Here is a 14,045-nt window from a genome sequence, read left to right as displayed (position 1 = left end):
GTGGTTCCATGAATGTCTACCAAAAAGCAACAGATCAAACTTCCTGAAAATCAAAAAAGCAACAAGGCATGCGTGGAAATTTCACTCATGCCTTGTTGCTTTTTTAGAGGTCCGTCCCTCTCTTGAAAGGAAAGGTGATCTTTCTTTGGAAGAGGTCTAGAGCATATCCAATTACGACGGCCACGAGGGTAGGAATGGTCCAGGCCAGGCCATTTTCGCTGAGGGGAAGGAATCCCAAGATAGCGTGAATTCCTTCCATTTGAATTTTTAGCGTCATCAGCATTTCGTGAAAAGCAAATAATGATGCGACCCCAACCCCATACACATACATTCTCTTACTCTCTCCAAAGAAATGCTGGAAGAGAGAGAGGACTACAAGCACAATAGCTACAGGATAAATCAGAACAAGTAACGGAGTAGCCACTTTCAATATCAAATTCAGTCCAAGATTGGTCACGGCCATCCCGATGAGGATGAAAATCATTATATAAGTCTTATATGAATACCTCGGGAAATTTTCATTAAAAAAACGTCCGCATGCATTGATGAGGCCGATACAGGTCGTTAAACAAGCAATCATCACTATGGCTCCAAATAATACATTCCCGCTGTATCCAAATAATTGATGAGAAGCAAGAACCAATATTTCTGCACCATTTTGAAGTGGCTCATCATGGGGAACAACACGCCCAATCCATCCTAGTGAAAGATACACCATGATTAAGCCTACTGCTGCAATCATACCTGAACTGATTGTACCTCGTATCAGATCCCTTTTATCCATCGCTCCTTTATCTTTCAATCCATTGATGATGACAATCCCAAAGGCAAGGGCTGCCACGGCATCCATGGTGAAGTAACCTTCCAGAAACCCTTTGAGAAACGGATCGGACTGGAAGTTTTCAGTTGCTTGAGCGTCCGTATAATCAAAGATAAAAAAGGCCCGTACACATAATATCGCTAATACTATGAGCAAGGCAGGCGTTAAAAACTGCCCGACAAGATCAATCACCTTTTTTGGATTGATACTGAGTAAGTAGGTCAATCCGAAAAAGACAAGAGAGAATAAGAATAAGGGTAACCGTCCATCCACACTAATCACTTGCATAAATCCCAATTCATAGGCAACATTCGAAGCCCTTGGAATACCGTATAGGGCTCCAATTGACATATAAATCACGATCGCGAATACAAGTCCAAAGACAGGATGGACCCGTTGGCCAATTGACAATAATCCGTTAGTAGATAACGATACTGAAATGATCGTTAAAAAAGGCAGGAACACTGCTGTTAAAATAAACCCGGTAATTGCGGCGGCAAAGTAGTCTCCAGATTCCATTCCGAGATAAGGCGGGAATATTAAATTCCCTGCTCCGAAAAATAGAGAGAATAGCATAAAACCTGAAACCAGCACATCTTTTTTTCTCAAAAAAACCCCTCCAAATCCTTACCAAACCATGATAGCTTCTATTGATTATTCTGATTATTTCACATAAAAAAACCCGCCCCTGACCAGGGACGAGTTATATTTTCTCGTCGTGGAATTTAATTAATAAACACAATCTAGCATAGGAAGAAAGCGCAGTCAATAAGTTTTCCTAATATAATATCAATTTCTATTTTTCTAGATTTGTGTGATTATTTCAATCGATAAATATTGTATTAAATGGAACTATTATCAAGTTGAGCCGTATGTAAGGTACTGATTCATTAGAAAAGGGGAGTTATAAAATGGATATTAGTTTTTTCTGGGTGGCAGCAGGGCTGGCGGTATTAGGATATTTTATTGGGGATGGGTTAAAGAACTTTGGTAATCCGAAACCAAGCTTCTCAGATTATCCGACTTTAGTAAAAGAAAAAGATTTGCATTTGCATGTTGGCCTAAGTAAAGAAGAAGTAGGAGAGATGTTACACAAATTTCCGGATGCTCCAAAAATCGAGTTGAAGGGAACGACTTATTATCCCTATCAGAGATTTATGGAATGGATGTCGTCTGGTGAGATTTATAAGAAGTGATATTATAGGACGGGTTTACTGAAAAAAGGCACACAACTACATGTGTGCCTTCAAGGTTTACAATTCTAATGAAATATATTTTACTTCCAGATACTCTTCAATGCCATGATGTCCGCCTTCACGGCCCAGACCACTTTGCTTGAATCCGCCAAATGGGGCCTGAGGAGTGGAAGGTAATCCATCGTTCAATCCTACAATTCCATATTCCAGTTGCTCGCTGATTCGTATGCCCTTTGTGATATTTTCGGTGAATACATAAGCAGCAAGACCGTAGATGGAATCATTTGCCCGGTCGATGGCTTCTTCTTCTGTTTTAAACGTAGTGATTGGAGCAACCGGACCGAATGTTTCGTCTTTCATGCAAAGCATGTCATCATGTACGTTGGTGATGACGGTTGGTTCAAAGTATAATCCGTTTTTACCTTTGCCTCCGTAGACAACGGTTGCTCCTTTGCTTACAGCGTCCTCCACATGCTTCTGGACTTTTTCAACTGCATTCTTATCGATTAATGGACCAATGTCCACACCTTCTTCAAGGCCGTTACCGACTTTGATATCCCTCACTTTTTCGACTAGTTTTTCGGTAAATGAATCAACAATGGATTCATGAACATAGATGCGGTTCGAGCAGACACAGGTTTGACCTGCATTTCTGAATTTGGAGGCAATGACGCCATCGACTGCTTTTTCCAGATCAGAGTCAGCCATCACGATCACAGGTGCATGACCTCCGAGCTCCAACGATATTTTCTTGACGGTGTCAGCAGAACCTTTCATCAGGACTTTCCCGACTTCCGTTGATCCCGTGAATGTCAGTTTCCGTACGCGTGTGTCTTCCATCCATGTTTCCCCGATGGATTTCGAATCACCTGTCACCACGTTGATGACACCTTTAGGGATGCCGGCTTTTTCTGCCAGTAGCGCCATTTTTATAGCGGTCAAAGGGGTTTGGTTTGCCGGTTTAATCACGACCGTACAGCCGGTGGCGAGTGCCGGTGCAACCTTACGGGTGATCATGGCGGCAGGGAAGTTCCATGGTGTGATGACAGCTACAACCCCGACAGGCTGCTTATGGACGAATAATCGCTTGTTGCGCTGAGTTGCCGGAATTTGTTCACCGTATACGCGCTTTCCTTCTTCGGCGTACCAGGAGATGAAGCCGTTGGCATATTGGATTTCACCAAGCGCTTCTTTTAACGGCTTTCCTTGCTCGATCGTCATGGTACGGGCAAGATCCTTTTTGTTCTCGTTAATCAAGTCATACCATTTAAGGATGAGTTCACTTCGTTCGTATGCAGAGTATTGGGACCAGTCCTTGAATGCACCATAAGCCGCGTCAACAGCACTGGCAGCTTCTTTTTTGCCTCCGTTCGGGATAGTGGCAATGACCTCTGAGGTGGCTGGGTTGGTCACATCCCTTTTCGAAAGATCCGATCCTGATTGTTCTCCGTTAATGATCATATTGTAGTGTTGCATAGTGATCCTCCTTTTAATGTTTTATGATATTTTCTTGGCATCTTTATTTTCCAGATCTTTTGTGAAAATTTCGTCGTTCTCACCGATGAAGAATTTTTTCCCATAAATCAATAAGCATAACAAAATTCCAACTGCAAATGCCCAAGTAGCACCTTTGGTGGCGAGTACTGCCCCTATAACTCCGGCAATGCCAAGGTCACGGTGACTTCGGGATTCCAATATCCCTACGCGAACGCTTACATAACCTTGGATCAGCAAAGTTAAGGCGAGGGCGATACCTAGAATTGGTTGTACTAAACTTACAATAGGGAGAAGTAAGAGTCCAGTATTTGTACCCCATCTGAAGGACCCAGAACCACCAAATATAGAATGCATAGCTTTTTTACCTTCTTTAAACCGTTCAATTACGACAACCTGCATGGCTGCCCATAGTGGACCTGCCATTGTGACATCAGGACCAAGTATACTCATAATGGTGTTGCGTCCACCGAAGACCATATGGGCACGATTCGGATTGTAATCGATCTTTTCATCACGGCGCACATCGTCTGCTTCATCGATGAGAGCCTTACTTTGTAAAACGTCTCCGAATAGGACGATATATGCGGCTAATACAGTAGGCAAAGCTGTTACAAATAACATTGCCGGAGGGAAACCGAGCCCAAAGATGGTGTATTCACTCCAAAGTGTACCGAAGTCAGGATTAATGAGCCCCCACTCAATCGTTGGCCACGGTGCTTCTCCAAAGAGAGGTGCGATGATAACAGCGAGAATAATAATCGGAAAGATTCCCAGTTTACCAATAAGCCCCCATAGTGCACTTTTGGCTTTCAGTTGATTGAAATGTTGAGAGAATATTATATAAAAGGCAATCCCTACTGCGATGGAAATGGTCCATGGAAAGCTTTCGAAACGCCCGCCAACCTGGAAGACAGAAATGATTGCTGCAAATCCTGCTCCTAAGATCACCCCGGATTTAATCGCCGGGGGAACGAATGTAACGACTTTTTTCGCTAATCCTGTCACCCCTAACAGGATGGAAAGTAGGCCGAGTGTAAGCTGGAAGGCGACTAGTGCATGTACACGTTCCGGTCCTTCTGGAAATGCTGATACATAAGCCATGATTAATGGAATCGCTGGTGTGATCCATCCGGGAACGACTGGATCGCCGAGTAAGTGATGAGTTAAATAGAGAATTCCATTCAACAGTACAACGGCTAATGCGACTTCAAAAGGCATGCCCAGAAGTTCAATCATTAATGGAATCGCAGCTAAATCTACTGCACACATTAGCAAACCTTGGACATAATCCGGCCATTCAAATTTGTAGTGAATAAACGGGAGTCTTAATTTAAAAGGTCCCATTGGAATATATGGTGATTCCTCACCATCTTTTCGATTTCTCCACATCCTATATACCCCTTTTCTTAATTTGATAACAATGAACTGAAATCCTTTATATTAATAAGCAGATTGATAGATTTGTTCAATTTCACTTTTGTTTAACTGACGTGGGTTATTGTTTAATAGTCTCTCAATCTTGCTAGCATCTTCAGCCATATCAGAAAGTGCCGTTTCCGGAATGTCAAAGGAGCGTAATCCAGTCGGGATATTGACCGCGGTGCATAATCGCTTCATGGAAGTCACGGCTTTATCCGCTGCTTCTGCGTCAGATAAGGAGCGAACGTTTTCGCCCAATGCTGCCGCAATGTCCCTGAAGCGCTCCATACAGGCAATCTTATTCCATTCCATGACATATGGAAGGAGGAGAGCATTGCTGACTCCATGAGGAATATGATAGCGGCCTCCTAAAGGATAGGCGAGTGCGTGAACGGCACCGACTCCAGCATTACCAAAAGCCATCCCCGCCATTAAGCTTGCAGTCGCCATTTTTTCACGGGCTTCCAAATGGTTAGGATTAGCGTATGCCTTTGGCAGGTTCTCTGAAATCATTCGAATCGCAGAAATGGCCAAGGCATCTGTTATGGGTGAAGCATGAACCGAGATATATGCTTCAATGGCATGAACCAATGCGTCCACCCCGCTTGCTGCTGTGACTGAAGGCGGCATGGTCAGCGTCATTTCCGGTGCGACAATCGCCACATCAGGAAGCAGGTAGTCACTCACGATGCCTTTTTTGAGCTGAGCTTCTGTATCAGAAAGGATCGATATATTCGTTACTTCTGAACCTGTGCCTGCAGTTGTCGGGAGGGTGATGATAGGTGCACCTTTTTGTGGAACAAGGTCTGTACCGATCAGTTCTGACAGGCTGCCATCAAAACCTGCGTACACAGATACACTTTTTGCGATATCGATCGCACTTCCACCGCCAATAGCAATCAAGCCATCATGATTGCCTTCGATGAAAACTTTCGTGCAATCTTCCACAATAGAGAGCTCAGGATCAGGTTTAACACCTGTGAATATTTCGTAAGTAAGCCCTTTCATTAACGGGGTGATTTGATTTACCACCCCGACTTTTTGCAGGGTTATATCTGTGACGATAAGAGGATTTTGAATTCGGAGTCGTTTGATTTCGTCTGGTAAAACCGAAGTTGCCCCTTTTCCTGTCACCAATTTGTTTGCAATTTTAAAAGTTGAGATTGTCATAAAGAGTATCTCCTTTCGATTCTTATATAAAAAAGGATGCAAGTTCTGTGCCAACTTTCTGAAAAGTGGGAATAGACGGAAGGACACGTGAGAGGGTGTCAAAAAATAGTCAAATCCGATTAGGAAAATAATCGAAAATGGGAGCTTTGATTCAAGAAGTAATCAAAGCTCCCATTTCTTCATTTTTTGGACAATCGTGGATTGGCTGACTTCGAGAATTTCGGCTGCTTTTCTCGTTGTTTTATATTGTCGTATTGCATTGGTGATCAATTGTTTTTCTACTCGATCCACGGCCTCTTTTAAAGGAAGAATTTCTCCTTCATAAACTGAGCCTGGTTTCTTGGTGTCTTCACTTAATTCAGGTGGTAGATCTTCACGTCCAATTGTTTCTGAAGGAGTGATAACGACTAAGCGCTCTATCAAATTTTTTAATTCTCTAATATTCCCAGGCCAATCATATTCATGTAAACAATCCAATGCCTCAATGCTCATCACTTTGCTTGATCCATATTCATCATTGAAGCTCTGTAAAAAGTGTTGAGAAAGCGGAATGATTTCTTCGCGACGCTGACGGAGGGAAGGGATTTGAACTGGAACGACGTTTAAACGGTAATATAAGTCTTCGCGAAATTCCCCTATGTCCACTAAGTTCTTAATGTTTTTATGGGAAGCAGCGATAATGCGAACATTAATTTGTTTGAGTTTTGATGAACCAATGGGGATGAACGCTTGATCTTCAATGACCTTTAGTAGTTTTACTTGAAGCTCTAAGGGAAGATCCCCGATTTCATCAAGGAATAACGTGCCATTATTCGCCACTTCCAGCAATCCTTTTTTCCCTTTAGATAAAGCACCGGTGAAAGAACCTGATTCATAGCCGAATAATTCTGACTCTATTAAACTTGGAGGGAAGGCTCCGCAGTTAAGCTCTAGAAAACTACCGGTCGAACGTTTCGAATGCTCGTGTATGTATTTTGCAATCATCGTTTTCCCAACACCGGTTTCCCCCTGTAAGAGAACTTTTACATCGGTTTTGGCTACTCGATCAATGGTGGTGAAAACCTTCTTCATGCTTTCACTGGAATAGATGGAGGACTTCTCTGCTTCATTAGAAAACGTGGCATTCGAACTTTGGCGGAGGTTCTTTAGTTCTTGCAACTCATCAATTTGCAGCTTTAATTTTAATAGTTCGGTGATATCACGAACACTGTTTACAACATATAAAATTTCATCTTCCTCATTGAAAATCGGTGTGCCGGACACGATGATTTTTCTTCCGTTATGAATGGACTGCATCAATGTTATTGGTCTTTTTTCTTTCAAGACCTGGATGGAGGCAGACTTGGATATATATCCAGCCTTAATGAGCTCTTCCATATGATAGCCGATTAGTTGCTCGGATTTCAGGTCCGCTATTCTTTCATAGGATTTGTTTACCTTGACTGTAATACCATATCCATCTGTAATGAAGACCCCATCATAAAGGGAATTGATTATATCGTTAAAAACATGACTCTCTAGTAAATCACTATATTGGTTTTTCTTCCGTTTTTGTTCTTGAAGAGGAGATGGATGTGACATGCTTTTTTGGAGGATTTCACCGACCATACCACCTAAATGGCCATCATGAAAAATCGTACCTAAATCTCCTAGTGTAAGAATTCCTACAATCTCATCCTCATGATTCACTACCTCAAGTGCATCCACCTCTGATTGAGAGAATAACTCAATCGCACGTTCCACTTTATCTGTCATATAAAGCCGCATCCTAAACAACCTCCAAGCAAACAAAAATCAATTACTCTAAATTAATTCTATCATACACTAACGCGTTGAGGGACGGACCTATGGCTCTTGATAAGGTATACGAATAATAAAAGATACCAATATTTCACATGATAATGGTTGTTCTAAAAGGGGTTCTTCAACAGGAGTTGGGTATGTAAGTCCTGTAGGTTCAAACTTTTATCCATTCAACCTTATTAATCATTGAATCTTTCATCCATTCTTTAGGTATTGAAACATCCGATATCACACAATCAATCGAAGAGAATGGTCCGATGTGAAACAGAGCATTTTGATTCAACTTGGATGAATCCGAAACAACAAACACTTTCCTCGTTTTCTTGATCATGATGGAAGATGCAGCAGCTTCATCAATATTAAAATCACATATTCCCTCTTTATTAATTCCACCACAAGATATGAAGGCTTTATCGAAATAAAAATTCTCTAATAATATATTCGTTAACGAGCCGCTTACTGAACGTTGCAATGGATTCGTTGCTCCACCCAGTACAATGACATTTCCATCAAATAGATGGTTTTCCAAGCGTGTGTTCAGAATGTCTGCCGCAGCTAAAGAGTTGGTCACAATCGTTATATTTTGAACATCCTTTATCGAGCTGGCGATATGCAAGGTGGTTGAACCAACATCCAGAGCGATCGTTTCTCCATCAGTAATAAATGTAGTAGCAACTTCCCCAATTCGCTTTTTTTGATCATGAGAGATTCCAATTTTTTTATTGAAATGAGGTTCTTTTATTAAACCATAGTAAGGAATCGCTCCTCCGTGAATTCTCCGTAATTTCTTCTTTTGTTCCAGGAGGATTAAATCCTTTCGAATCGTTTCTGGGGTTACCTTTAACTTTCTTGATAAATTTGTCACGCTGACCTTATTTTTCATCTCTAACTCTCGTACGATTGATTTTTGTCTTTCTGTCATCACGGGATATTTCTCCCCTTTCCCCCAATTTCTTCATTGCTTACATTTTAGCCAATTATAAAAAGTGATTATGAAATGTATGCTACGAAATTATTAACTTTTGTAAATTAATCAAAAGTAACAAGGAAAACAAATCAATTTCTTATGCGTTTTTGTCTATTTCATTTACTAGAGTACGAAGGGGAGTCGAGTAAATAGGGGTTTTTGTCGTTTGAACGGGAAATTTGTTTTCATTTGTTTTCTGTGTTTTGTTTACTTTTTCTCCTAACGTCTTTAATAGTCTTTCAATAATGTTGTCTTAGGATGAAGAAGTAGAGCAGGAGGAATGAAAGACTCCCGACTAAACAAACAAAGATCATGGAGGTAGGGTGTTATGAGGCATAAGGATCAGAACAAAGAGTTAGACAGAAGAAGCTTCTTGAAAATCGGTGGAATGAGCACAATTGCTTTATCGCTTGCTACAGCAGGTTTACCGGGGGATTTGCTAACCAACACTGCGGAGGCGAAAAAACATAAGCCAACAAAACTCCAATTTAACTCCGATGGAAAGTTTAAGGTTGTCCAATTTAATGATACTCAGGACGACGAGCGTATCGATCGCAGAACGATTGAGCTCATGGAAAAAGTGCTGGATTCAGAGAAACCAGATTTCGTTGTGATTAATGGTGATTGTATTACTGGAGGCTGTGATACGGAATTAGAAATGAAACAAGCGTTGAATAATGTAGCATTCCCGATGGAAGAAAGAAAAATTAAGTGGGCCGTCACATTCGGAAACCACGATGAAGATTCTTCAGGGAAAAGCGGGATGTATGAAGAGGATATGCTCAAGTTCTATATGAACTATCCATGCAATATGAATGAACCGGGAGAAAAAGGTCTGACGGGAACCGGAAATATGAATCTTCATATTAAACGTTCCAAGGGAAATAAAGCAGCATTTAATCTTTGGTTACTGGATAGCGGCAGATATGCTCCTTCACAAATCGCCGGACAAAATTTTGCTGGATACCCCCATTGGGACTGGCTTCGTTTTAATCAAGTCAATTGGTATTATGAAGAATCAAAAAGTATTGAAAAGAAATACGGGTATAAAGTACCATCCCTTGTTTTCATTCATATCCCTTTATGGGAACACCGTTTCATGTGGCATGGAAGTGTTGATAGCAGAACATCCTCAAGCCACGAACTTGCAGTGAAAAGACATGGCATTGTAGGAGAACGAAATGAAGCGGAGTGTCCGGGACCAATCAATAGCGGCTTGTTTACTGCGATGCTGGATAGAGGAGATGTAAAAGGTGTCTTCTGTGGCCATGATCATATCAACACCTATTGCGGAAACTACTATGGCATAATGCTTGGGTATGCCGGGAATACAGGGTTTGGCACTTATGGATTACCAGGGGCAGATCGAAACAGATTGCGTGGAGCAAGAGTATTTCATTTAGATGAAAACAAAGAAGGAGTTCTTGCTGATACTCATATGGTATTCGCGAAAGATTACGGAATTGATTTGACTGCCAATGATCAGAGCATTGATCCACTTCCACTAAATGAAAAAGAAAAAGTAAAAGCATAATAGTCAAATACGTAAAAATGGAGGAAAGCATATGTTGCAAAATATAGGGGTTCCCGGTCTGATCCTGATTCTGGTTATCGCTTTGATCATTTTTGGGCCATCCAAGTTACCTGAAATCGGCAGGGCATTTGGTCATACATTAAGAGAGTTTAAAAACTCAGCTAAGGACCTTATGACAGATGAAAAGGAAGAGGAACGTACCAAGTAAGTGATTAGGGGCTGACTCAGGTTAGAAAGCTTTACCTTTCTTGAGTTGGCTTTCTTATTTTTATAAGAAAGAAGGTTGTATCTGTATGAGTACTGAAGGGCAAACACTTGTAAACCATCTAGGAGAGCTGAGAAAGCGTATCATCATCACATTACTCTCTTTTCTTACTTTTCTTGTTGGTTCCTTTATCTTCATTCAGGACATGTACAAGTTGCTTATTCGGGATCTAGATAAGGAATTGGCTGTATTAGGGCCAAGTGAGATTCTTTGGGTATATTTCATGATTTCAGGCGTTTGTGCCATGGCGCTGACGATTCCGATTGCGGCCCATCAAACGTGGCTGTTTGTGAAACCGGGACTGACGGAGAAAGAAAGGAAAACCACATTAGCGTATATACCGGGATTGTTTTCATTATTTATCACTGGACTTAGCTTCGGATACTTTGTGGTGTATCCAACCGTCCTCACTTTTTTATTGACCTTATCTAATGGACAATTTGAAACGATGTTCACGGCAGAAAAATATTTTAAATTCATGATCAATCTGACATTGCCATTTGGTTTTTTATTTGAGATCCCGCTCATTGTCATGTTTCTGACATCAATAGGGATCATTAATCCCATGCTGTTGTCCAAAGCGAGGAAGGTGTCTTACTTTGTCTTGACGGTTATCGCCATATTCATCACTCCACCGGATCTTATATCCGATATCTTGGTGATCGTGCCGCTTCTGTTCCTATATGAATGCAGCGTGACTTTATCAAAGATCGTGTATAAAAAGAGGAATAAAAGACAATCAGAAGATGACAATGTGATCCGTATGAAGAAAACGTCCTAATAGGTCGTTCATCAGCCTTGATCATGAGAGGTGTGATTGTTAATAAATTTGGATCCTACAAGAAAAAGAAGTTAATTGAATAGGCTCTTTTCGCAAAGATTGTTGTTTTCTAGCATAGAATCTGCCAGGGCTCTGTCAACCAGTTTATGCTGGATGGTGAGGGGAACTGCTCCGCTTGCAGCTAGCGTTCGGCCGAGCCTCCTCAGCTTAGCCGAACGGGGTATCGGCTAAGCCCAAAATCCGCCGGAGTCTGCACAGTTCCCCTCACCATCTTTAACAGAATTTTCATGACAGAGCTTCAAGGTGTGCAAGAAAACAATGTAACTAGAAAAAATATTTCTTCTTCCTTAAAAGGAAAATCAATCTCTACTTACCTTAAATGAGATTGTTTGCAAAATTCTTGTTATTATTGATATCCATTAAGGATACATGCTCAGAAAGTTGATTCTCGCTGCAGGATGCTCGACTCCTGAGGGAAATAGCTGGACAGGTGAGACCCCGGAGGCTCACCGCAAGCCCCGCGGAAAGCGAGCATCCTGGAGCGGAAATCAACTATTACATTCTCCTCTACAATAGCAACAAACTATACAAAAAGAGCCATTGAATAAAAAGTATTACCTAAAACGTACGGGAGGTTTAACCATTGTATTGCGATTACCATGTGCATTTAGAAGAAGGTCCTTATTCATTCAACTGGATGAAAAGGACCTATCTATCCTATGAAATGCTGAAACAAGTCCATGATCAAACTCATTCCAAAGAATGGCTCGAACATACATTGAGGCTTATACTCAATCGGGTTCAAAAAGGATCGTATGATGAACAATGGCTGGATCTATATTTACAAGTGGCCATTGAGAAAGGTCTTAAAGAAGTGGGAATTGTGGAGCACTTATATCGATTTAAAGAAATGCGAGGATATTTTGAACACCATATCGATCTTGGTTCCTCAGAACTTGGGAAGCTTCAAACAAAGTGGTTAGATCAAGTCATGACAGAGGGAGTAGATGAGTTTCTTTACGCAACTGAAAGAGCGAAGAAGAGATGGGAAGAAAAAGGGGTCAGGCTAAGAGTCGGAATAGAAGCTGACTATTTTGATGGTGGGGAGCAGGAGTTGGCTAGTTTCATTCAGCCAATTGACTGTGATTTTATCAGCGGCTCTGTGCACTTCCTTAATGGCTGGGGTTTTGATAACCCGTCTGCAAATGGGCTATTCCTTCAATATGATCTTAAGACATTGTATTCACAATTCTATCAGACGATTGAGAAAGGGATTAAAACGGGATTGTTTCAATACATGTCACACCTTGATAATTTGAAGGTCTTTGGACATCGTCCGGATGAAGCGCATCTTATACCTCATTACCAAACAGTTGCGAGAGCCTTAAGGGATCATGATGTAGCGACTGAAATGAATTCCGGATTATACTACCGCTTTCCAGTCAAAGAAAAGTGTCCTAGTCAATCATTCACATCTATTTTAGTAGAGCATGGCGTACCTTTTACTCTATCATCAGATGCTCACTTTCCAGAGAACATAGGAGCTTATGTTCATGAGAGCATGTCTGATTTGAAGAGTCTGGGAGTTAGAAAGATTGCCACTTTTGAGAAAAAGAAGCGAATAATGGCAGATCTACCGAAAACAATTTAAAACAACAAAAATTATGAGTACGATCCTAAACTTCCGGGTAGAGTGGTATATGAGAATGGTAAATTCATTCAGGTTCCTCCATTTGCCCGTCCCAGAAAAATTGAGTTACCCGAACCTTAGGAGAAGGAATTCAATATATCATTCCTCATGCTGAGACGAAAACCCTGGCTAAAGCACTAAGATCCAAAGGAGTTCAACTCATTGAAGTCCGTGGAACATGGCCAGAGAAAAACATGAACTTGATTAAGTCCTTATATCAATATGGTATTTTGAGAAACGACAAGGTTGAAATCAACGGAGGGGAGATCGGGGGCAAAGCCACTTATCGAATAGCAGAATTTGACCAATTTGACTTCATCATCAGCGACGTAGATGCTCCCGAAGAATGGGAAGATGCAATACTGAAAAAGAAATGGGTCATCGGGTGAAATAAGAGGAGGGACGGACCTAGAAAAGGTCCGTCCCTCCTTACTTCTCATTTCATTTGTGAATCTTTTACTTTCTTCATGAAATAGTTAAGGTCGATTCCATCATAAATAAGTAAAAATAATATTGCTCCTAAAAGGGCACAAATGGCGACTTCAGGACCGATGAAAGCGAAGATGCCTCCTAAAATAAACCCAAGTAAAATAAATAAAAACCTCAATGTATCCACTCCCAATTAAAATTGCTTTTAAATGGTAACATGAATTTAGACTTATATGGAGGGGGAATAGAGGTTTCACTTCTATTTCCCTTCACCTTGATCATCTTCCAAATATAATCACTGAACTCTACAAAACGGTCGAGGTCAAAAGCGCGTTCATTCGTTACGTACAACGAAGCGACCATCATTATAGAACGGGAATCTGATACCTTCCAGCGCAATCGCTTCTTTAATTGTGAATAAATATCCTTATATTCCTTCACTTTACTCATCACATCTTCCATTCAGTTCACATC

13 protein-coding genes and 1 pseudogene are annotated in these 14,045 nt (G+C 41.1%); 6 read left to right on the top strand and 8 right to left on the bottom strand.

What is annotated here, in order from left to right; genetic code table 11:
* Positions 1-103: 103 nt before the first annotated feature.
* The gene (gene brnQ, locus F0342_RS19665; protein WP_149157539.1) at positions 104-1,429 is read right to left on the bottom strand and encodes a branched-chain amino acid transport system II carrier protein; all 1,326 of its coding nucleotides are present in this window, start codon (positions 1,427-1,429) and stop codon (positions 104-106) included.
* Between the two features lie 302 nt (positions 1,430-1,731).
* Here brnQ and F0342_RS19660 point away from each other — a divergent pair, with 302 nt between their 5' ends.
* On the top strand, positions 1,732-2,016 hold the full coding sequence (locus F0342_RS19660; RefSeq protein ID WP_149157538.1) for a DNA-binding protein: 285 nt from the start codon (positions 1,732-1,734) through the stop codon (positions 2,014-2,016).
* A gap of 57 nt (positions 2,017-2,073) precedes the next feature.
* On the opposite strand, the gene F0342_RS19655 is transcribed toward F0342_RS19660, so the two are convergent.
* From F0342_RS19655 to F0342_RS19635, 5 genes are all read right to left on the bottom strand, one after another.
* Positions 2,074-3,492, bottom strand: coding sequence for an NAD-dependent succinate-semialdehyde dehydrogenase (locus F0342_RS19655; RefSeq protein ID WP_149157537.1), 1,419 nt, complete (start codon positions 3,490-3,492; stop codon positions 2,074-2,076).
* Positions 3,493-3,513: 21 nt separating this feature from the next.
* A complete protein-coding gene (locus F0342_RS19650; RefSeq protein ID WP_149157536.1) occupies positions 3,514-4,902 on the bottom strand; it encodes a hypothetical protein in 1,389 nt (462 codons plus the stop codon).
* Between the two features lie 51 nt (positions 4,903-4,953).
* Entirely contained in the window at positions 4,954-6,102 is a 1,149-nt protein-coding gene (locus F0342_RS19645) for an iron-containing alcohol dehydrogenase (protein ID WP_149157535.1), read from the bottom strand.
* 162 nt (positions 6,103-6,264) lie between these two features.
* Positions 6,265-7,857, bottom strand: coding sequence for a sigma 54-interacting transcriptional regulator (locus F0342_RS19640; protein ID WP_223145736.1), 1,593 nt, complete (start codon positions 7,855-7,857; stop codon positions 6,265-6,267).
* 202 nt (positions 7,858-8,059) lie between these two features.
* Complete coding sequence (locus tag F0342_RS19635) at positions 8,060-8,827, bottom strand: DeoR/GlpR family DNA-binding transcription regulator (RefSeq protein ID WP_149157534.1); 768 nt, start codon at positions 8,825-8,827, stop codon at positions 8,060-8,062.
* Between the two features lie 373 nt (positions 8,828-9,200).
* Here F0342_RS19635 and F0342_RS19630 point away from each other — a divergent pair, with 373 nt between their 5' ends.
* The 5 genes and pseudogenes from F0342_RS19630 to F0342_RS19610 form a co-directional block, all read left to right on the top strand.
* Positions 9,201-10,406: a metallophosphoesterase family protein gene (locus tag F0342_RS19630; RefSeq protein ID WP_149157533.1), complete on the top strand. Its 1,206-nt coding sequence runs from the start codon at positions 9,201-9,203 to the stop codon at positions 10,404-10,406.
* Between the two features lie 31 nt (positions 10,407-10,437).
* Positions 10,438-10,614, top strand: coding sequence for a twin-arginine translocase TatA/TatE family subunit (locus F0342_RS19625; RefSeq protein WP_149157532.1), 177 nt, complete (start codon positions 10,438-10,440; stop codon positions 10,612-10,614).
* A gap of 85 nt (positions 10,615-10,699) precedes the next feature.
* A complete protein-coding gene (gene tatC, locus F0342_RS19620; protein WP_149157531.1) occupies positions 10,700-11,452 on the top strand; it encodes a twin-arginine translocase subunit TatC in 753 nt (250 codons plus the stop codon).
* A gap of 643 nt (positions 11,453-12,095) precedes the next feature.
* Positions 12,096-13,103, top strand: coding sequence for a histidinol phosphate phosphatase domain-containing protein (locus tag F0342_RS19615; protein ID WP_149157530.1), 1,008 nt, complete (start codon positions 12,096-12,098; stop codon positions 13,101-13,103).
* Between the two features lie 12 nt (positions 13,104-13,115).
* Positions 13,116-13,414, top strand: a pseudogene (locus F0342_RS19610) (saccharopine dehydrogenase); the annotation flags it as partial.
* 164 nt (positions 13,415-13,578) lie between these two features.
* Here the strand turns inward: F0342_RS19610 and F0342_RS25030 are convergent.
* Positions 13,579-13,749 (bottom strand): hypothetical protein, encoded by a 171-nt coding sequence (locus F0342_RS25030; RefSeq protein WP_188048628.1) that lies wholly within the window; start codon positions 13,747-13,749, stop codon positions 13,579-13,581.
* Positions 13,746-14,033, bottom strand: a complete 288-nt coding sequence (locus tag F0342_RS19605) for a DUF4003 family protein (protein ID WP_149157529.1) — start codon at positions 14,031-14,033, stop codon at positions 13,746-13,748. The genes F0342_RS25030 and F0342_RS19605 overlap by 4 nt, the downstream gene beginning before the upstream one ends.
* Positions 14,034-14,045 lie beyond the last annotated feature (12 nt).

Source organism: Bacillus sp. CH30_1T (genome assembly GCF_008364765.1).
Classification (GTDB): Bacteria; Bacillota; Bacilli; order Bacillales; family Bacillaceae_B; genus Rossellomorea.
Note: the sequence above shows the minus strand (reverse complement) of the source record. Positions and strands in the feature narration are given on the sequence as shown.

Bases quoted from the DNA above. Each gene is read 5' to 3' on its own strand.
- F0342_RS19650 (WP_149157536.1), bottom strand. From the start codon at position 4,902: ATGTGGAGAAATCGAAAAGATGGTGAGGAATCACCATATATTCCAATG.
- F0342_RS19625 (WP_149157532.1), top strand. From the start codon at position 10,438: ATGTTGCAAAATATAGGGGTTCCCGGTCTGATCCTGATTCTGGTTATC.
- F0342_RS19630 (WP_149157533.1), top strand. From the start codon at position 9,201: ATGAGGCATAAGGATCAGAACAAAGAGTTAGACAGAAGAAGCTTCTTG.
- tatC (WP_149157531.1), top strand. From the start codon at position 10,700: ATGAGTACTGAAGGGCAAACACTTGTAAACCATCTAGGAGAGCTGAGA.
- F0342_RS19660 (WP_149157538.1), top strand. From the start codon at position 1,732: ATGGATATTAGTTTTTTCTGGGTGGCAGCAGGGCTGGCGGTATTAGGA.
- F0342_RS19645 (WP_149157535.1), bottom strand. From the start codon at position 6,102: ATGACAATCTCAACTTTTAAAATTGCAAACAAATTGGTGACAGGAAAA.
- F0342_RS19640 (WP_223145736.1), bottom strand. From the start codon at position 7,857: ATGACAGATAAAGTGGAACGTGCGATTGAGTTATTCTCTCAATCAGAG.
- F0342_RS19655 (WP_149157537.1), bottom strand. From the start codon at position 3,492: ATGCAACACTACAATATGATCATTAACGGAGAACAATCAGGATCGGAT.
- F0342_RS19635 (WP_149157534.1), bottom strand. From the start codon at position 8,827: ATGACAGAAAGACAAAAATCAATCGTACGAGAGTTAGAGATGAAAAAT.
- F0342_RS19605 (WP_149157529.1), bottom strand. From the start codon at position 14,033: ATGGAAGATGTGATGAGTAAAGTGAAGGAATATAAGGATATTTATTCA.